General features: G+C 68.0%; 18 protein-coding genes. 7 read left to right on the top strand and 11 right to left on the bottom strand.

Annotation, left to right across the window (positions count from 1 at the left end; genetic code table 11):
• Nucleotides 1–26: 26 nt before the first annotated feature.
• The 3 genes from SLQ31_RS22135 to SLQ31_RS22125 are packed head-to-tail and all read left to right on the top strand — an operon-like array spanning nt 27 to nt 2,338.
• The gene (locus tag SLQ31_RS22135) at nt 27–827 is read left to right on the top strand and encodes an enoyl-CoA hydratase/isomerase family protein (protein ID WP_319436209.1); all 801 of its coding nucleotides are present in this window, start codon (nt 27–29) and stop codon (nt 825–827) included.
• Entirely contained in the window at nt 824–1,723 is a 900-nt protein-coding gene (locus tag SLQ31_RS22130; RefSeq protein ID WP_319436208.1) for an SDR family NAD(P)-dependent oxidoreductase, read from the top strand. The genes SLQ31_RS22135 and SLQ31_RS22130 overlap by 4 nt, the downstream gene beginning before the upstream one ends.
• 9 nt (nt 1,724–1,732) lie before the next feature.
• Complete coding sequence (locus SLQ31_RS22125) at nt 1,733–2,338, top strand: GNAT family N-acetyltransferase (RefSeq protein ID WP_319436207.1); 606 nt, start codon at nt 1,733–1,735, stop codon at nt 2,336–2,338.
• A 221-nt stretch (nt 2,339–2,559) separates the two neighbouring features.
• On the opposite strand, the gene glgX is transcribed toward SLQ31_RS22125, so the two are convergent.
• From glgX to SLQ31_RS22105, 4 genes are all read right to left on the bottom strand, one after another.
• Nucleotides 2,560–4,692 (bottom strand): glycogen debranching protein GlgX, encoded by a 2,133-nt coding sequence (gene glgX / locus SLQ31_RS22120; protein ID WP_319436206.1) that lies wholly within the window; start codon nt 4,690–4,692, stop codon nt 2,560–2,562.
• Between the two features lie 100 nt (nt 4,693–4,792).
• Complete coding sequence (locus SLQ31_RS22115) at nt 4,793–5,500, bottom strand: pyrimidine reductase family protein (RefSeq protein ID WP_319436205.1); 708 nt, start codon at nt 5,498–5,500, stop codon at nt 4,793–4,795.
• On the bottom strand, nt 5,497–6,177 hold the full coding sequence (locus SLQ31_RS22110) for an HAD family hydrolase (protein ID WP_319436204.1): 681 nt from the start codon (nt 6,175–6,177) through the stop codon (nt 5,497–5,499). The genes SLQ31_RS22115 and SLQ31_RS22110 overlap by 4 nt, the downstream gene beginning before the upstream one ends.
• Before the next feature lie 49 nt (nt 6,178–6,226).
• Complete coding sequence (locus SLQ31_RS22105; RefSeq protein WP_319436203.1) at nt 6,227–6,922, bottom strand: TetR family transcriptional regulator; 696 nt, start codon at nt 6,920–6,922, stop codon at nt 6,227–6,229.
• Nucleotides 6,923–6,992: 70 nt separating this feature from the next.
• Here SLQ31_RS22105 and SLQ31_RS22100 point away from each other — a divergent pair, with 70 nt between their 5' ends.
• Nucleotides 6,993–8,039: a ferredoxin reductase gene (locus tag SLQ31_RS22100; RefSeq protein ID WP_319436202.1), complete on the top strand. Its 1,047-nt coding sequence runs from the start codon at nt 6,993–6,995 to the stop codon at nt 8,037–8,039.
• Between the two features lie 29 nt (nt 8,040–8,068).
• Nucleotides 8,069–9,166 (top strand): acyl-CoA desaturase, encoded by a 1,098-nt coding sequence (locus SLQ31_RS22095; RefSeq protein WP_319436201.1) that lies wholly within the window; start codon nt 8,069–8,071, stop codon nt 9,164–9,166.
• Here SLQ31_RS22095 and SLQ31_RS22090 read toward each other — a convergent pair whose 3' ends face one another.
• From SLQ31_RS22090 to SLQ31_RS22065, 6 genes are read right to left on the bottom strand one after another with little or no spacing between them, the layout of a single operon-like run.
• Complete coding sequence (locus SLQ31_RS22090) at nt 9,167–11,092, bottom strand: ArnT family glycosyltransferase (protein WP_319436200.1); 1,926 nt, start codon at nt 11,090–11,092, stop codon at nt 9,167–9,169.
• Nucleotides 11,093–11,142: 50 nt separating this feature from the next.
• Nucleotides 11,143–11,772, bottom strand: coding sequence for a uracil phosphoribosyltransferase (upp, locus tag SLQ31_RS22085; RefSeq protein WP_319436199.1), 630 nt, complete (start codon nt 11,770–11,772; stop codon nt 11,143–11,145).
• Nucleotides 11,772–12,998: a URC4/urg3 family protein gene (locus SLQ31_RS22080; RefSeq protein WP_319436198.1), complete on the bottom strand. Its 1,227-nt coding sequence runs from the start codon at nt 12,996–12,998 to the stop codon at nt 11,772–11,774. Before SLQ31_RS22080 ends, upp begins: the two co-directional genes overlap by 1 nt.
• Nucleotides 12,998–14,254: a GTP cyclohydrolase II gene (locus SLQ31_RS22075; RefSeq protein WP_319436197.1), complete on the bottom strand. Its 1,257-nt coding sequence runs from the start codon at nt 14,252–14,254 to the stop codon at nt 12,998–13,000. Before SLQ31_RS22075 ends, SLQ31_RS22080 begins: the two co-directional genes overlap by 1 nt.
• 56 nt (nt 14,255–14,310) lie before the next feature.
• Nucleotides 14,311–14,961 (bottom strand): TIGR03085 family metal-binding protein, encoded by a 651-nt coding sequence (locus SLQ31_RS22070; RefSeq protein ID WP_319436196.1) that lies wholly within the window; start codon nt 14,959–14,961, stop codon nt 14,311–14,313.
• Between the two features lie 4 nt (nt 14,962–14,965).
• Nucleotides 14,966–15,997, bottom strand: a complete 1,032-nt coding sequence (locus SLQ31_RS22065) for a zinc-binding dehydrogenase (protein ID WP_319436265.1) — start codon at nt 15,995–15,997, stop codon at nt 14,966–14,968.
• A gap of 76 nt (nt 15,998–16,073) precedes the next feature.
• Between SLQ31_RS22065 and SLQ31_RS22060 the strand changes: the two genes are divergently transcribed.
• Complete coding sequence (locus SLQ31_RS22060; protein ID WP_319436195.1) at nt 16,074–16,529, top strand: PPOX class F420-dependent oxidoreductase; 456 nt, start codon at nt 16,074–16,076, stop codon at nt 16,527–16,529.
• Nucleotides 16,526–17,029 (top strand): hypothetical protein, encoded by a 504-nt coding sequence (locus tag SLQ31_RS22055; RefSeq protein WP_319436264.1) that lies wholly within the window; start codon nt 16,526–16,528, stop codon nt 17,027–17,029. The genes SLQ31_RS22060 and SLQ31_RS22055 overlap by 4 nt, the downstream gene beginning before the upstream one ends.
• Before the next feature lie 9 nt (nt 17,030–17,038).
• On the opposite strand, the gene SLQ31_RS22050 is transcribed toward SLQ31_RS22055, so the two are convergent.
• The gene (locus tag SLQ31_RS22050) at nt 17,039–17,656 is read right to left on the bottom strand and encodes a TetR/AcrR family transcriptional regulator (protein ID WP_319436194.1); all 618 of its coding nucleotides are present in this window, start codon (nt 17,654–17,656) and stop codon (nt 17,039–17,041) included.
• Nucleotide 17,657 lies beyond the last annotated feature (1 nt).

The following is a 17,657-nucleotide window of genomic DNA, read 5'->3' as shown; positions in this document are numbered from 1 at the left end:
AACGAGTGCGGTCCTATGCTTCCACCGTGAGCAACCCGACCACCGTGCGCGTCGACGTCGACTCCTCCGGCGTCGCCCTGATCACCCTGGACGGCCCGGAGCGGCTCAACGCGTTCTCCGGTGACACCGCCCGCCAACTCGGCGAGGCCTACCGCCGGTGCGACGCCGACGACACCATCCGCGCGGTCGTGGTCACCGGGGCGGGCCGGGCGTTCTGCGCCGGCGCCGACATGACGCCGCAGGCCGCGGTGTTCGACAGTCCCGGCGAGGGATTCAGCGCGTCGCCCGTGCAGCCGCCGGCCTGGCGGGTCCGCAAGCTGGTGATCGCCGCGGTCAACGGGCCCGCCATCGGCATCGGCCTGACGCTGGCGCTGCAATGCGATATCCGTCTGGTCGCGCAGGACGCGAAGCTGGCCATCCCGCAGGTGCGCCGGGGCATGGTCGGTGACTGCGCGGTGCACTACACCCTCAAGCACGCCGTCGGCCTGGCCGTGGCCGCCGACATCCTGCTGACCGGCCGCACGTTCTCGGGCGCCGAGGCCGCTGCGCTGGGAATCGCCAGCCGCGCACTGCCGGCCGACGAGGTGCTGGCCGCGGCTCTGGACCTGGCCCGCGATGTCGCCGTCAACGCCAACCCCGCTTCGGTGGCCTACAGCAAGCGGTTGTTGTGGGGCGAGGAGGCCGTCGAGGTGGTGGCCGCCGAGGAGACTACGGTGCATCTGAAGCTGATGGGCGGTCCGGACGCGGCCGAGGGGCCTGCCGCCTGGCGGGAGAATCGGCCGCCGGTCTGGCGGTCCACAGCCAGCCAGACGGGAGATCCTGCGTGACCACGCCAACCACCAAGACCACCGCCGATGTTCTCGACGGCGTCCATCTGAGCGGGCGCACCGTCGTGATCACCGGTGCCTCGACGGGCCTGGGGTTGCACACCGCGCGTGCTCTGCAGTCGGCCGGGGCGGAGATCATCGCCGCAGTGCGCGATGAGGACAAGACCCGCGCGGCGATCGACTGCGAGACCGTCCAGCTCGAACTCGGTGACCTCCGCTCGGCGCGCGCCGCCGCCGAAGTCATCGCCGGGCGCCACGACCGCATCGACGTGCTGATCAACAACGCCGGGGTGATGGCTCCGCCGCTGACGCGCACCGCACAGGGCTACGAAATGCAGCTCGGGACAAACCATCTCGGTCACTTCGTGCTCACCACCGGACTGGCTGATTCGTTCGTGTCCGGTACCCGCATCGTCAACCTCAGCAGCCGCGGGCACCAACTCGGCGGCATCCGCTGGGACGACCCCAACTACGACGACGAGAGCGCGTACGACAAGTGGCAGGCCTACGGGCAGAGCAAGACCGCCAACGTGTTGTTCACCGTCGAGGCCGAGCGGCGCTGGGGCCCGCGCGGTGTGCATTCGTTCGCCGTTCATCCCGGGGTGGTCTACACCGACCTGGCCCGGCACATGACCCGCGACGATTTCGGCGCGGGCGGCACGCTGGCCAACCTGGAGGTCACCGACGTGACCCGCGGTGCGGCCACCACGGTGTGGGCCGCCACCAGCCCTGACCTCGACGGGCTCGGCGGCCGGTACCTCGAGGACTGCCACATCGCCGATCCGGCGGTGGACGGCACCGAGGGTGGCTACGCGGCCTGGGCCGTTGACCCCGAGCAGGCTGCGCGGCTGTGGGAGTGGTCGCAGCGACAGGCCGAACTTATTTTGGGTGACTAACCTGCAGTGGTGCCTATCGATGTCCGCCCAGCCCGCAGGGGCGACATCCCCGCACTGGCACGGGTGCTCGGACGGGCATTCCACGACGACCCGGTGATGTCGTGGGTGCAACCCGATGCCGACCGCCGCAAGGCGGCACTACCCGGACTGTTCGGTGCGCTGACCCGCCACCACTTCCTTGCCGGCCGCGGCAGCGAGGTCGCCCTGTCCGACGACGGGGTGGCGGCCGCCGCGCTGTGGGATCCCCCAGGGGGTTGGCTGCAGTCACCGCGAGAACAACTCGCCATGTTGCCCGGCGTCGTGCGTGCGTTTCGCGGCCGGCTGGCCGCCGGACGGATGCTCACCGACCTGATGAAGGCCAACCACCCGGAGGAACCGCACTGGTATCTGTCGATCATCGGCAGCGACCCGAGTGTCCGCGGCAAGGGCTTCGGTCGTGCGCTGATGACGTCCCGGCTGGATCGGTGCGACGCCGAGTACGCCCCGGTTTATCTGGAGTCGAGCAACCCCGTCAACATCCCGTATTACGAGCGGTTCGGCTTCGAGGTGACCGGGGAGATCGCGCTACCCGACGGTGGGCCGTCGTTGTGGCCTATGTGGCGGGCACCGCGATAGGCGGATGTGGCGGGCACCGCGATAGGCCGCCCTTCCTGACCGTTTGCTGGGCGTGTGGGAATACTTGAATTCAACTTGGTGAAAAGTGCGCATCGCGCGTTCCTCATTGTGATAATCGGCCCTAGCGTTGGACGGGTCATGGCGGGTCCCCCGGAGGGGAGGGGATCGGCCATCACCCCAACTTCTCGCCGTACGAGGCGCATTTCCACAGCTTGGGCGCCCTACTCGGTCGCGCGCAGCACCAGCATCGCCCGCGACTCGAGTCGCACCGGGCCGGCGGCCTTCACCACCGCCGCATCGTCGATCTCCCCGGGCCCGGTCGCGGTATCGACGACCGGTTGCCACGCCTTCCCGAACTCGGCCGGCGGCAGGATGAACTCGATGGGTTCGTGGTGGGCGTTGAAGCACAGCACGAACGAGTCGTCGGACACCCGCTGACCACGCGAATCCAGATCCGGAATGCCGTGGCCGTTGAGGTAGACCGCCACCGATTTACCGAAGCCGGAGTCCCAGTCGTCGTCGCTCATCTCCGACCCGTCCGGGCGGAACCAGGAGATGTCCGGCAGCCCTTCGCTGCCACGGCGCCGGACCGGCCGGCCGTTGAAGAAGCGCCGCCGGCGAAACACCGGATGGGCCGCGCGCACCGCTGACACCGACGCGACGAACTCCAGCATCTCGGTGTCGGCGCTGGCCCAGTCGATCCAGGTGATCTCGTTGTCCTGGCAGTACCCGTTGTTGTTGCCGCTCTGGGTGCGGCCGAGCTCGTCGCCGTGGGAGATCATCGGAACGCCCTGGGACAGGATCGTGGTGGCAATCAGGTTGCGCTGCTGGCGGGCTCGCAGCGCGTTGATCTCGGGATCGTCGCTGGGCCCTTCCACCCCGCAGTTCCACGAACTGTTGTTGCTCTCGCCGTCGTTGTTGTCCTCGCCGTTGGCGTCGTTGTGTTTCTCGTTGTAGGACACCAGGTCTCGCAACGTGAAGCCGTCGTGCGCGGTGACGAAGTTGATCGAGGCGACTGGTCGGCGTGCGGTGTGCTCGTAGAGATCGGCCGAGCCGGTCAACCGGGAGGCGAATTCGCCGAGGCTGGCGTCTTCACCGCGCCAGAAATCGCGGACGGTGTCGCGGAACTTGCCGTTCCACTCCGTCCACTGCGGCGGGAAGTTGCCGACCTGGTAGCCGCCGGGGCCGACGTCCCACGGCTCGGCGATGAGCTTCACCTGGCTGACCGTCGGATCCTGTTGCACCAGTTCGAAAAAGGCGCTCAGCCGGTCGACGTCGTAGAACTCCCTGGCCAGCGTGCTTGCCAGGTCGAAGCGGAATCCGTCGACGTGCATCTCCAGCACCCAGTACCGCAGCGAATCCATGATCAATTGCAGCGAATGCGGATGCCCGACGTTGAGGCTGTTGCCGGTGCCGGTGTAGTCCATGTAGTAACGCTTGTCGTCGTCGACGAGGCGGTAGTAGGCGGCATTGTCGATGCCGCGGAACGACACCGTGGGCCCCAGGTGGTTTCCTTCGGCGGTGTGGTTGTAGACGACGTCGAGGATCACCTCGATGCCGGCCTCATGGAGCGCCCGCACCATCGCCTTGAATTCCTGCACCTGACCACCCGGCGTGGCGCTGGCGGAGTATTTGCTGTCGGGGGCGAAGAACCCAATGGTGTTGTAGCCCCAGTAGTTTGATAGGCCCTTGTCGATCAGGGTGGAGTCATTGGCGAAATGGTGCACGGGCATCAGCTCGATCGCGGTGGCGCCCATCGACTTCAGGTGTTCGATGATCACCGGATGCGCGATGGCGGAATACGTTCCGCGGATGGCATCGGGGATATCGGGATGGGTCTGGGTCAAGCCTTTGACGTGTGCCTCGTAGATGACGGTGTCGGCGTACTCGCGCTGGGGCGGGCGGTCCACACCCCAGTCGAAGTATGGGTTGATGACAACGGATTTGGGCATGCTCGCCGCCGAGTCGTCGTCATTGCGGCTGTCCGGGTCGCCGAACGTGTAGCCGAACAGCGACTGATTCCAGTCGAACTGGCCGTCGATGGCCTTCGCGTAGGGGTCCAGCAGCAGCTTGTTCGGATTACAGAGATGCCCCTCGGCCGGGTCGTGTGGGCCATACACGCGGTAGCCGTAGCGCTGGCCCGGCTCGATGCCGGGGAGAAAGCCGTGCCAGACGAAACCGTCCACCTCGGGCAGGACGATCCGGGTCTCCGTTCCGTCCTCGTCGAACAGGCACAGCTCGACCCGCTCGGCGACCTCGGAGAACACCCCGAAGTTGGTGCCGTAGCCGTCGTAGGAAGCACCCAGGGGATAGGCCTTACCTGGCCATACCTCGAGTGCGGCGGCGTTGGTCAACGTGAGCTCCCTTGAATCGACGGTGGACTGAGCGGAATACCCCCGAACCCGCGGCGCCAAATCAGGGTGAAGCGGTTTGTGACTGTCGTGACAATTCGGCTCACCCGCTTGCGTCGTGACCGGGCCGGACGTATCGGAGGTAGACGTAATCCTCCACGGTCACGACGTGGCCCAACGACATGCGGGTCGGTGTGCGCAATACCGGCGCTCCCGGCCGGTCCGTGGTGGGGCTCGCGGCCAGGGTGGGCGAGATTGTCAGGCACATCTCGTCGACCAGGTCGTTGGCCACCAGTTCGTCGAGCAGCGTGGGACCACCCTCACACAGGATCCGGCGCGCGCCACGGGCCTGCAGGGCGGTCACCGCCGCTGCGAGGTCGACGGCGGTGTCGCCGGCAATGAGCAGGTCGGCATGTTTGTGCAGTTCGGGATGGGCGTGTGCCAGGTGTGCGGTGGTGATCAGGATGGGCCGCTGCGCGGGGTCGGCGAACAATGATGCGGGCACGTGGCCGGTGTGGGTGACCACCGCGATCGCCGGGGCGGACTCGACGCCCCAGCGTTCCCAACGCTCGACACACTGGTCGGCGGTCAGTCGCACCGGGCCGTAACCTTCGGCGCGCACCGTGCCCGCGCCGACGAGCACCACGTCGGCGTAGCCGCGCAGGGCAAGTAGCAGCCCATAATCGGTCGGTTCCGACAGTGGCCCGGCCACACCGCCGAACGCGGCCGCGCCATCCAACGACATGATCATGTTGGTCCGCACCCCGTCGGGCGGATCGCGATAAAGCGAGACCAGCTCCTCGAGGGTCATCGGCGACCGATCAGTGCGGCGATCGGCGAACTCTCGAGGTGCTCACACAGATGCTGGGCGTTATCGAAAATGGCTGCGGCTCCGGCATGTTCGAGTTCGTCGCGGGAGACCCCGCCGGACAGTACGCCGATGCACGGCACCCCGGCGCGGGCACCGGCTTCGACGTCCCAGACGGTGTCGCCGACGAACACGGCGTCGTGTGGCGTCACCCCGGCCTTCTGCATCGCGACCTCGACGATGTCCGGCTTGGGTTTGGCCCGTTCGACATCCTCCGAGGAGGTGATCGCCGAGACGAGGTCGTCGCAGGCCAGGGTGTCGCGGAGCATGGCCAATTCGTTGTCCGGCGCCGATGTCGCCAGTACGACCTGCAGACGATGGTCGGCCACCCGCTTCAGCAGCTGGCGTGCGCCGGGCAGGGTGGTGAGCAGATCCCCGCCGGCCTCGTAGTAGCGGGTGTGTAAGTCCTTGAGCCGCTTCTGCACATCGTCGTCGGCACCGTTGGACAGTTCGTCGACCAACATGGAGCCGTCCATCCCGATCGAGCGGTGGATGCGCCAGGCCTCGACCGGCAGGCCCGCCTCGTGGAACGCCCGCAGCCAGGCGCTGACATGCAGATAGTTCGAATCGACCAGGGTGCCGTCGATGTCGAAGAGCACAGCGGGCGCGGGCTTTTCCATGGCGGCGGTATACCCGCTCGCCGGAACATCATGTCTGGCGCTGTCCGGCTCAGGACTCGGGTGTGTCTTCCGGCTCGGCAGGCTGCCACGCGTTGACACCCACCGTGATCATCCGCAATTGCTTGACCGCAGTGCGCTTGATCTCGTCGAGCGCGGCCGGATCGTGGGCGTCCTCGATGGCTTCGGCGATGATGATCATCGAGTTCACGAACAGGCTGGCCAAGATGTTGAGGTCTTCGGTGCTCCAGCTGTTCAGGCCGGGAAACCGGGCGAGGTCGGTGGCCAGCTCCGAGGTGATCAGCCGGATCTCGGTGCGGATCGCATACCGCAGCACCGTCACGCCGCTGGAGCGCTCCCGCCCGATGAACCGCCAGTGCTCGCGCTGCTCGGCGACCCCGGCGACCAACATCTCCACCGTCGACTCGATTACCCGGTTCGGGTCCAGCTTGCCGGCGCGCGCGCTGCGCAGCATCTCCCGCAGCGTGCGGAACGACTCGTCGATGAGCACCAGGCCCAGGGCTTCCATCGTTTCGAAATGGCGGTAGAACGCGGCGGGCACGATCCCGGCCTCGCGGGTGACTTCCCGCAGGCTCAAGCCGCTGAAACTGCGCTCATCGAGGAGCTTGAGTGCGGCCGCGATAATCGCCCGGCGAGTGACCTCTTTGCGCTCTTCGCGCGATGGCGTATCCCGCGAACGGGACCGCCCCGATCGTTCGCGACGTGAGCTCGGCGTACGACTGTTCACTCGTGTGAACGCTACCACACTCTGGTCCAATTCCTTGACGACGTGCACTTTCACCAGCAACTGTGTACACATGTTCACTGAAACTCTGACCAAGAAGGTGCTTCGCTCGCCGCTGGTCGATCTGCTCACCGGTCCGCATGGCGTCGACCGCTACACCGAGCTGGTGGACCCGACCTGGACCACCGACGCACGGGCCAAGGTGGTCGACGTGCGACGGACGACCCCGCGCAGTGTCACCCTGCTCCTCGCCCCGAATGCGGCCGTTATCGGCTACCGCGCCGGCCAGCACCTGAACCTCACGGTGGAGATCGACGGCCGCCGCCACACCCGCTGCTACTCGCCCGCCAGTGCTGAAGGGTCGTCGCTCATCGAGCTGACGATCGGCTGCCACGACGGCGGCCTCGTGTCCAACCACCTGTATCGGCACGCCCGCCCCGGCATGGTGGTCGGGCTGTCGGAGCCGGCCGGCGACTTCGTGCTGCCCGACCGCAGGCCCCGGCGCATCCTGTTCATCTCCGGCGGCAGCGGGATCACCCCGGTGATGTCCATGCTGCGCACCCTGGTCGCCGAGAACTTCGACGGTGAGGTCGCCTTCGTCCACTACGCACGCACCCCGGACGAAGCCTGCTACCGCAGCGAACTCGCGGCGACGGGAATCCGCGTCCTGCATGGCTACACCCGCACACCCGGCGGCGAGCTCACCGGCCGCTTCGGGCCGGAACACCTGCAGACCGCGATGGCCGATCCCGACGCCGTGTACGTCTGCGGCCCGCCGGCACTGGTCGAGGCGGTACGCGCGCAGTGCACAGAAGTGTCCTCGGAAAGCTTCGTCCCGATGCCGTTCGTCATCCCCGACGCACCCTCGGGCGGGCGAATCACCTTCCGGGACAGCGGCATCGACGCGACCGATGACGGACGTCCCCTTCTCGACCAGGCCGAGGACGCCGGGCTGAACCCCACCAGCGGATGCCGGATGGGCATCTGCCACACCTGCACCCGTCGCAAGCATCGCGGCGCGGTGCGCAACGTGACCACCGGCGCGGTATCGACCGCCGACGAGGAGGACGTGCAGATCTGCGTGTCCGTTCCCGTCGGTGACGTCGAGATCGCACTCTGAATTGAGACTGGGAAACGAAAGGGAAAACCATGACCTCCCAACGCAACACACTGACTCCCGAGCAGGCCGACGCGTTCGGCCGGGAACTCGACGCCATCAAGGACCGGGTGATCGCTGAGCTCGGCCAGACCGACGTCGACTACATCCGCCGCGTCATCAAGACTCAGCGCGCCATGGAAATCGGCGGGCGCGCGCTGCTGTTCGCGGGCATCTTCCCGCCGGCCTGGCTGGCCGGTACCGCACTGCTGGCGGTCGCGAAGATCCTCGACAACATGGAGATCGGCCACAACATCATGCACGGCCAGTACGAGTGGACCGGTGACCCGGCGCTGGCCGGCCGCACCTTCGAGTGGGACACCGCCTGCCCGGCCGACCAATGGCGGCATTCGCACAACTTCTCCCACCACACGTTCACCAACATCGTCGGCATGGACCGCGACATCGGCTACGGCATTCTGCGGATGAGCCCCGATCAGCGCTGGCGGCCCTATTACCTGGGCAACCCGGTGTACGCGTTCCTGCTCATGGTGCTGTTCCAGTACGGCGTCGCCCTGCATGAGCTGGAGACCGACCGCATCCGGTCCGGCGAGATCTCGCTGGCTGACAAGCGTGAGGTGGCGCAGGCGATCTGGCGCAAGACCCGCCGCCAGCTGCTGAAGGACTACGTCGCCTTCCCGCTGCTGGCGGGACCGTTCGCGCCGTTCGTGTTCACCGGCAACCTGACGGCCAACCTGATCCGCAACGTGTGGTCGTACGCGATCATCTTCTGCGGTCATTTCCCGGACGGCACACAGGAATTCACCGTCGAGGAGACCCGCGACGAGTCGCGCGGTCAGTGGTACTTCCGGCAGATCCTCGGCTCGGCCAACCTGACCGGCGGCAAGCTGTTCCACCTGCTGTCGGGCAACCTGTCGCACCAGATCGAGCACCACCTGTTCCCCGACGTTCCGGCCCGCCGCTACGCCGAGATGGCTCCTTACGTTCGCGAGGTGTGCGAGCGCTACGGCGTTCCGTACAACGCAGGCCCGCTGCCCAAGCAGTTCGCCACCGTGGTGCGCAAGATCGTCAAACTGGCGTTGCCGACCAGGCAGCGCCGCGAGGCCGGCGAGCTGGTCGAGGCGGCCTGACTACTTGGGTTTGGGCCCTGATTGCTTGGGCTTGGTCAGATCGAAGACGTCGGTGTCGCCGGCCTGGGTACTCGCGAACGTCGCGGTCACCCAGTCGGTGATGCCGCTGTGGTTGCGGTTATCGGGCCACCCGCCGGGCTTGCCCCGCCAGTCCCGCTGGACGATGTAGTACGTCACCTGGCCGGCCGAGACGTCGGCCTTGAACTGGCCCAGGCTCGGCACCGGGTCACTGCCGGTGAACCCACCGATCGCCATGACCGCTGTGCCGGAGGATAATTCGAGGTTGGCCGCCGTCGACGAGCCGACCGTTGCCGCCGACCACTTCGTCTTGGCGCCGCGCAACAGGTTGTCCAGCTGCGGATTGTCATCGGGCTGATTGAAGGCCCGGAAGAACGCGGGCTCAGGGCGCGCGGGTCCGACCGTCGGCCCGCCGCCATGATGGGCGACGTTCAGTGTGGCCACCGCATAGGCCGTCGGGCCGGCGAGGACCGCCGTCACACCGAGTACGGCAGCGCTTAGCGCGACCCGGCGCCGGCGCTGCGCGGACAACGCGATCGCAGCCGCGGCGAGCGCGGTGCCGATCAGGATGGTCCATCGCAGGGCGGGCAGCCAGCCTTCGTTGCGGCCCAGCACCCACCAACTCCAGATGCCCGTCACCGCGAGCAGGGCGGTCAGCCCGATACGGCCGAACCGGGACTGTCGGCGCACCCACATCTCGTGGGCGCCGATCGCCGCCACGCCGGCCACCGCGGGTGCCAGCGACAGGCAGTAGTACGGATGCACGTTGCTCTTCATGAAGCTCAGCACCAGGCCATCGCCGAGCAGCCACCCGCCGAACAGCAGTGCGCCCGCCCGCACCCGGTCGGTGCGAGGTGCGCGGCCGCGCGATACCAGCACCAGAACAAACGCGAGAAGTGCCGCCGGGACCAACCAGCCGATCTCGAAACCGAACTCGCCGGTGAACAGCCGGCCCACGCCTTCGTTCTGATCCATGCCGCCGAATCCGCCGAGGTGGCGGAGCTGGCTGCCCGCGGAGTTACCGATCGGATCGGTAGGCCCGAAGTTCATGTGATTGCGTCCGGCCACCCGGGCAAAGCCGTTGTAGCCCAAGACAAGGTCCATGAAGCTGTTGTCCGCCGACCCGGCGATGTAGGGCCGTGACGTCGCCGGCCACACCAGGGTGAGCACCACGAACCAGCCCGCCGACACCAGGAATGCCGCCATGGCACCGAGCAGGTGCAGGATCCGGGTGCGCAGGGTCGTCGGCGCCGCGATTAGGTACACCAGCCCCACGGCCGGGACCACCAGCAGTCCTTCGAGCATCTTGGCCAGGAACGCGAACCCCAGTGCCACGCCGGCCCAGGCCAGCCACTTCCCGCTGGCCCGCTCGAGCGCCCGTACCGTGCAGTACGCCGAGGCCATCATCAGCAGCACCATCGCGGCGTCGGGGTTGTTGAACCGGAACATCAGGGCGGCAACCGGCGTGACTGCCAGGGCCGCGCCCGCCAGCAGGCCGGCGCGCGGGCCACAGATGCGGGCCACCGCGGCGTAGAGCAGGGCGACGGTGGCGACCGCCATCAGCGCCTCGGGGATCAGCATGCTGGCACTGCTGAAGCCGAACAGCTGACCCGACAACCCCATCACCCACTGAGACACCGGCGGCTTGTCGACGGTGATGAAGTTGGCCGAGTCGAGCGAGCCGAACAGCAGCGCCTCCCAGTTCTTGGAGCCGGCCTGCGCGGCACCGGCGTAGAACTGGTTTCCCATCCCGTTGACGGTGATGTTCCACAGGTACATAACCGCGGTGCCGACCAGCAGCACCACCAACCCGGCCCGTTCCCATCGCGACGGGCGGACTGGAGGGGTGGGCACCTCGGCGGAGTCCTGCGGCAGCGAGGCTTGAAACGTCGTTGTCACAATCGCCATTGACCCATCCCAGCCTGACGGTTGCCTGGGAGGCCGCTGTGCGGGCTGGCCTATTTGGTCCCGAACAGCCGGTCACCGGCATCGCCGAGACCCGGGACGATATAGCTGTGCTCGTCGAGGCCGCGATCCACCGCCGCGGTGTAGATCGGCACCTCCGGATGCACGTCGTGCAGCGCGGCGATGCCTTCCGGGCAGGTGAGCAGGCAGACGAACTTGATCGAGCGGGGCCGGAACTCCTTGAGCCGGTCGACCGCGGCCACCGCTGAATTGCCGGTGGCCAGCATCGGGTCGACGACGACAACCTCGCGTTCGTGCAGATCGTTGGGCATCTTGAAGTAGTACTCAACGGCGACAAGGGTTTTCGGATCTCGGTACAGCCCGATGTGGCCGACGCGGGCGCCTGGCACGACGGTCAGCATCCCGTCCAGAATGCCGGTGCCGGCCCGCAGGATGGAGACGAACACCAGCTTCTTGCCGTCGATGACGCTGCCGGTGGTCGTTTCGAGCGGGGTGCGCACCTCGATCTCCTGGGTGGGCGTATCGCGCAGCACCTCGTACGCCAGCAGGGTGGCCATTTCGTTGGCGAGCCGGCGAAACGTGTTGGTGGACGTTTCCTCCCGGCGCATCAGCGTCAGCTTGTGCTGCACCAGTGGGTGGTCGATGACGTGGACGTCGCGCATCAGAACACCGTGCCATCACTGAGGATGGCCAGTGGCGGCAGGCCCCCGCGCAGCTGCTGGGCCAGCTGCCGGCCCGCCGCCCAGGTGCCACCCTCCAAGACCCGTGCCAGCGGCATCTGTTCGGCGTTGACCCCGAGCCGGTCGCGGACCAGCGGGGCCAGCTCGTCGAGCAGCGCCACCGTCAGTGCGCGCCACTCGACCACCAGTTCGTCTGCGGCCGTCCAGTTTTGGGATGCCAGCGCGGTATCGCGGAGCTGCAGCACCCCGGTGTCCAGCAGCAGGCCGCCGTTGCGGTACTCGGGCAGCCCGGTCAACTCGTCGAGATCGGTCACCGCCACCCCGGCCCAGCCGAACGGCTCGAGCAGCGAGTAGGTGAGCCACTGGGAGAGCTTGTGAAACGGCATCCAGCCCGCGGTCAGGCCGGGTCCGCCGAGCGCCGGGTGGTGCCAGCAGTCGCCGACCGGCTGATCACCGATCATGCTGCCGCCCGGCCAGATTGGCGCCAGCGCAGTCAGGATCACGGTGAGGATGTCGTGCGCACGCACCGAGTCGCGGCCCGGGGTGCGCACCGCGTCGAGCAGCCCACCGGGACGGCCGTCGGGTCCGAACACCTCGGGCGCGGCGGATAGTGCGGCACCCAGCCGGTGCAGGATCGCCACCCGGCCGTCGAGCCCGACCAGCGGGTTTTGGGCGTCGGCCTGAAACGCCAGACCCAGTCGTTGCGGGGTCAGACCGGCCAGCCCGGCCGCGTCGGCGCGCAGCGGGTCGCCGGGATCCGACGAGAACAGCCCCGCGGTGAAGGCGTGAAAGCTGGCCACCCCCAGGCCTTCCGAGCGGTTCAGCCGAAGTCCGGTCCCAGTCTCGAGGTAGGACCATGTTGGCCCGGCGCCCGCGTCGAGCAGCACGCTGACCACCGTGAGGTCGACAAGCGCCTGGGTGTCGGCACCGGTCAGGAGCTCAGCCTTGCGATCCACGCCGCCGGCCTCGAAGTGCCGCCACCGACTGTGAAACGGGATCTGCAGATCCGGATAGCTGTCCCGGGTGACGTCGGCGACCAGCGCAGCGGTCGAGGCCAGCGCGTCGTCGTGCACGGTGAACCATGGCGACCCGCCCGCTCGGGCCCGTTGCGTCAGCAGCGCCGCCCGCTCCCGAATGGCATGGGTGCTGCGCAGGGCGGCGGCGGCGCCCGCCGGGCTGTCGACGTCGACCTCGATGGCCGAGCCCATCAGCCCTCCAGCCCGCGGCCCTTGGCCTTCTTCAGCTCGTCGGCGTCGGGCACCGGGCCGGGGGTGAAGTAGCCGGCCGCCATCTTGGCGTCGATCTCCACCCGGGCGTCGGGCGGGATCAGCTCGTCGGGGAGGTCGACGCGTTCGCCGACTTCGATTCCCGAGCCGACGATGGCGTCGTACTTCATGTTGCTCATCGAGACCAGTCGGTGGATCTTGCGAATCCCCAACCAATGCAACACGTCTGGCATCAGTTCCTGGAATCGCATGTCCTGAACCCCGGCAACGCATTCGGTGCGGGCGAAGTACGCCTCGGCGGTATCGCCGCCCTCCTGACGCTTGCGGGCGTTGTAGACCAGGAACTTGGTGACCTCGCCCAGTGCGCGACCCTCCTTGCGAGAATAGGCGACCAGCCCCACCCCGCCGCGCTGCGCGCCGAGGATGCATTCCTCGAGTGCGTGCGTCAGATAGGGCCGGCACGTACAGATATCGGAACCGAAGACGTCGGAGCCGTTGCACTCGTCATGCACCCGGGCGGTCAGCTCCACCGAGGGATCGGCGAGATCGCTTGGGGCGCCGAAGATGTAGAGGGTCTGCCCGCCGATCGGTGGAAGGAACACCTCGAGATCGGAGCGGGTGACCAGTTCGGGATACATCCCGCCGGTTTCCTCGAACAGCACCCGGCGAAGGTGAGCCTCGCTGCAGCCGAAACGTTCTGCGACGCCGGGCAGAAACCAGACCGGCTCGATGGCGGCCTTGGTCACCAGTGCCGCCCCGCTGGGCAGTAGCACCCGGCCGTCGGGGACGAGTCGGCCCTTGTCGATGGCCTCGGCGATCTCCGGCAGGATCACGTGCGCCTTGGTGACCGCGATGGTCGGGCGGATGTCCTGGCCGGCGGCCAAGTCGGCGGCGAACGCGTCGGCGACCATCGCGCCCCACGGGTCGAGGCTGACGATCGCCTCGGGACGGCTCCACTGCGGGTAGGGGCCGATGCTGTCGGTGGGGGAGGTGTTGGTCAGGTCCGCCCGATGCTCGCGGGACAGTGCGCCGGCCGCGACGGCCAGTGCGCGATAGACGCTGTAGGAACCGCTGTGGGTACCGATGACATTGCGGTGGCTGCGGGTGCTGGTGGTGCCGATCAGCGGTCCGCGCTCGCCGGCGGTGGCCGCACCCCAGCGGATCGGCAGGGCGCCCTCGGCACCGCTGTGCGATGTCAGCCGGATGTGGCCGGGCTGGCCCTTCGGTGCGGCGGACATGTGCGCTCCTTGCTGAAGCACGCCAGCTTAGTCACTTTGCGCGGACCGCGTCGGGCTCACATTCCGAAGCGACCATTTTCGATAGCGGCGACGGCGTCCGGTGGTCCGAGCACCTCCACCCGGGCGGCGGCCTGACGTCCGAACAGGTACAGCAGCAGTTCGCCCGACGCGCCGCTGAGCTCTGCGGTGGGACTGCCCGCTCGGACGGAAATCCGTTGCGGGGTCCCGGCCCAGGCGATGTCGAGCCCGGTCTCACGCAGCCGGCGGCTCAGATAGCGGCTGCCGCGCTGGACGTTTCGCCACAGCGCGGCCTCCAACGCTGGTGTCAGGTCCTCGCGTGGGCCCAGCCCGTTGGCCCGACGGACGTCCTCGTGGTGCACGAAGAATTCGTTGAGGCTCGGGAAGGCGCGCACCCAGGACACCCGGAAAAACCCTAGAGGTGGACCGGACCGGAGACGCGCGACGAGCCAGCCGAATTCGCGGTCTTCGACCATTGCCGCCATGCGCCGCTCGGCCAACCGTGCCAAGGGCCCGGGAACGACCAGCCCCGGGGCGGCCAGGGGATCACGCTCGCGAAGCAGGAGATGGGCGACAAGATCCTTCGTGGTCCACCCGTCAAGCAGGGTCGGGGCGTCCGGGCCGAGGCCGTCGAACAGATCGCACAACGCCGCGCGTTCCTGGGCGTCGAACGGGTCGCTGGCGTTCACGGTGTCACGGCTGGACGAGCACCCGGATCGGATTGCCCTCGGCCTGCTCCAGGATGCGGATGCCGTCCACGATGTCCTCGAGCGGGATGATCTGGCTGATCGAGCGGGACAGATCCAGCCGACCGCGCGACACCAGCTGCGCCAGCGTCTCGATATCGGTGTTGTGGTAGCCGAGGTGGCCCAGCACCTGGCGTTGCACCAGGTTGAACATCGACGTCGGCCCTAGCGTCGGCTCCTCGGCGCTCATGCCCACCCCCACCAACCGGCCGCCGACCGTCAGTGAATTCAGCGCTTGCTCGAAGGTGACCTTCAGCCCGACGGCATCGAAGGCGACGTCGAGACCGCGCCCGCCGGTGGCTTCGGCCAGCTTGTCGGCGAAATCGGGGTCGCGGGAGTCGAACGCGAAGTCGGCACCCAGTTCCAGCGCACGATCGCGCACCGCCGGATTGATGTCGACGGCGATCACCGGAACCGCACCGACGAGGCGGGCCAGCTGCACGATGTGGGTGCCGACGCCGCCGACACCCCACACCCCGACCGACTCACCGACGGTCACCTTGCCGGTGTGCACGACCGCGCCGAATGGCGTCGACACCGCGTCGGCAAGGATCGCGGCCTGCTCCAGCGGCACGTTGTCGGGAACCCGGGTCAGACCTGAGGCCTGTGCGACGGTGTATTCGGCCCACGCGCCGTCATAGGCGAAGGCCATCAGCTGGATTCGCATGCAGTTGGCCAGGTCGCCGCGGCGGCAGTTGGCGCACTTGCCGCAGGGCCGCCCCGCTGCGACGACGACGCGATCACCTTCAGACCAGCCGGTGACGCCAGGGCCGAGCTTGGCGATGGTCCCCGAGGCCTCGTGCCCCTGGGTCACCACCGGGAGCCGGGCCGGGAAGGTGCCGTTGATCAGGCTCAGGTCGGAATGGCAGATGCCGCAGAACGCCACCTTGACAAGTACTTCACCGTCACCAGGCTCCGGGATCGGAATATCCTCCAGCACAACAGTTTTGGTATCGGCATAGAAACGTTCGGCGCGCATCGTGGTCACAGTGTCCTCCTGACGTCGGTCACAAACCTACGCCGGGCGTTGTTCCGCGGTGGCTAGAGTTGGGAGTATGTCGCCCAAGATCGCCACCGCCGACACCGTTGACCTCGCCGCGCTGCTGGACTTCGTCCGCCCGCGGCACCACATGGTGCTCACCACCTTCCGCGCCGACGGCGGGCTGCAGAGTTCACCGGTGACGGGCGGTGTCGATGAGCACGGCCGGCTGGTGATCGCGAGCTATCCCCGTCGCGCCAAGTCGGTGAACATCCGCCGAAGCGGCCGGGCCAGCGTCGTGGTGCTGTCCGACGAATTCAACGGTGCCTATGTGCAGATCGACGGACCTGCCGAGGTGATCGACCTGCCCGACGCCGTCGAGCCGCTGGTCGACTACTTCCGCGCGGTGGCCGGTGAGCACTCGGACTGGGCCGAATACCGCGAGGCGATGGTCAAGCAGGGCAAGTGCCTGATCCGGGTGACGCCGCAGACCTGGGGTCCGGTGGCCACCGGCGGCTTCCCGCCGTCGTGAGCTGGCACCAGCGCGACGGGGTCAGCTGTGGCCCCAGCGTGGCGGTGCTGGCCGGTGCGCTCCTCGACGCCGAATACGGCGCCCCGCTGCGATCCGATCGCTCGCAGTCGTGGTTCGACGCCGAGCAGGTGCGGGTGCACCGCGCGATCAACGTGGTGTGGCCGCATGCGCTGGGTGCCACGCCCGCGGGGGTGGCCCGGGCGCTGACCGTGCACAGTGCCTCCCATGGCGTGCGCTACCGCTGGCGGCCGCGCTGCGGTGACCGGTTGGCTGACGTCTGCGACGCGGTGGCTGCCGGCTGGCCGGTGGCAATGCTGATCGGCGCGATACTGCCCCGGCACTGGGTGCTGCTGACCGACCTCGATGGCGCCGTCTTCCGCTGCTACGAACCGTCCTCCGGCGAGTTGCTCGATGTTCCGATCGACGACATTCGGCACGGCCGGTTGGCGCGGCTGGGCTTTCCGCGCGCGTTCGCGTTCGTCGTGCCGCGCCTGACTTGAGACTCGGTGTCAGATAAGGGGTTTCGGGCCCAGCAGCGCTAGTGACGCGGCCAGCGCGGGCTCGATGATGTCGGTGACCGGCTTACCGTCCTCGACGGTCTGTGCGGTGAGTTCGCGCAGGCCGCCGACCAGGATCACCGCAGCGCCATGCGAAATCGGTGCGAGGCCCGCGCTGCGGAAGCCGTCATTGGAGCTCAGCTCGACGATCATCGTCGCGAGCCTGCCGAACCCGCGGCGCAGCGTGGGCCGGGCGTATTCACCGAGTCCCGGAAGCTCGCGGATCCAGCTCAGCGTGATGGCCGGTCGTTCTTCGATGGTGTGCACGTAGGAGACGACGGCCTGACGCACCTGCTCGCCCCACGGCGCGCGGGGGTCGACGGCGTCACGAATGGTGGCGACCAGCTCGTCGTTGTTGGCCGTCAGCAGCTCGGCGAAGCAGTCCTCCTTGGTGGCGAACTGGCTGTAGAACGTGCGCTTCGAGGTGCGGGCATACCGGACGATGTCGGCGACGGTGGAGTCACGGTAGCCACGCTCGTCGATCGAGGCCGCGAGCCCGTCGAGCAGCCGCTGCCGGAAGTCGTCGTTGCGCCCGACGGCGGCGGCTTCGTCAACAGCCGTGGTGGTCATC

Source organism: Mycobacterium sp. RTGN5 (genome assembly GCF_033804465.1).
GTDB lineage: Bacteria > Actinomycetota > Actinomycetes > Mycobacteriales > Mycobacteriaceae > Mycobacterium.
Note: the sequence above shows the minus strand (reverse complement) of the source record. Positions and strands in the feature narration are given on the sequence as shown.

Excerpts from the sequence above, each read along its gene's own strand:
- SLQ31_RS22115 (WP_319436205.1), bottom strand. The coding sequence starts at position 5,500 with ATGACCCTCGAGGAGCTGGTCTCGCTTTATCGCGATCCGCCCGACGGG.
- SLQ31_RS22110 (WP_319436204.1), bottom strand. The coding sequence starts at position 6,177 with ATGGAAAAGCCCGCGCCCGCTGTGCTCTTCGACATCGACGGCACCCTG.
- SLQ31_RS22100 (WP_319436202.1), top strand. The coding sequence starts at position 6,993 with ATGTTCACTGAAACTCTGACCAAGAAGGTGCTTCGCTCGCCGCTGGTC.
- SLQ31_RS22095 (WP_319436201.1), top strand. The coding sequence starts at position 8,069 with ATGACCTCCCAACGCAACACACTGACTCCCGAGCAGGCCGACGCGTTC.
- SLQ31_RS22090 (WP_319436200.1), bottom strand. The coding sequence starts at position 11,092 with ATGGCGATTGTGACAACGACGTTTCAAGCCTCGCTGCCGCAGGACTCC.
- upp (WP_319436199.1), bottom strand. The coding sequence starts at position 11,772 with ATGCGCGACGTCCACGTCATCGACCACCCACTGGTGCAGCACAAGCTG.
- SLQ31_RS22080 (WP_319436198.1), bottom strand. The coding sequence starts at position 12,998 with ATGGGCTCGGCCATCGAGGTCGACGTCGACAGCCCGGCGGGCGCCGCC.
- SLQ31_RS22075 (WP_319436197.1), bottom strand. The coding sequence starts at position 14,254 with ATGTCCGCCGCACCGAAGGGCCAGCCCGGCCACATCCGGCTGACATCG.
- SLQ31_RS22065 (WP_319436265.1), bottom strand. The coding sequence starts at position 15,997 with ATGCGCGCCGAACGTTTCTATGCCGATACCAAAACTGTTGTGCTGGAG.
- SLQ31_RS22060 (WP_319436195.1), top strand. The coding sequence starts at position 16,074 with ATGTCGCCCAAGATCGCCACCGCCGACACCGTTGACCTCGCCGCGCTG.
- SLQ31_RS22050 (WP_319436194.1), bottom strand. The coding sequence starts at position 17,656 with ATGACCACCACGGCTGTTGACGAAGCCGCCGCCGTCGGGCGCAACGAC.